This window comes from Serratia sp. Sp408 (assembly GCF_057180665.1).
Genome location: NZ_JBXUFT010000031.1, coordinates 1 through 360, shown reverse-complemented (window position 1 = coordinate 360; position 360 = coordinate 1). Strand labels below are relative to the sequence as shown.

At 65.0% G+C, this 360-nt stretch carries 1 pseudogene; it reads right to left on the bottom strand.

The window, feature by feature from the left end:
* Positions 1 to 360, bottom strand: a pseudogene (locus tag AC2AXP_RS22700) (transketolase); the annotation flags it as partial.

Genomic DNA, 360 nt, shown 5'->3' with positions numbered 1-360 from the left:
CGACGCCGCGCACCACGTGCCAGCCGTAGGCTTCAAAGCGCTTGGCGGTGTCGTCGGTGAACCAGCCCTCGACGTGGCCGTCGATGGAGATGCCGTTGTCATCGTAGAAAGCGGTCAGCTTGCCGAGTTTCATGGTGCCGGCCAGCGAACAGACTTCGTGGGAGATGCCTTCCATCATGCAGCCGTCGCCCATGAAGGCGTAGGTGTGGTGGTCAACGATATCGTGGCCCGGGCGGTTGAACTGCGCCGCCAGGGTGCGTTCGGCGATGGCGAAGCCGACGGCGTTGGCAATGCCCTGGCCGAGCGGGCCGGTGGTGGTTTCGACGCCAGGGGTATAGCCGTATTCAGGGTGACCCGGGG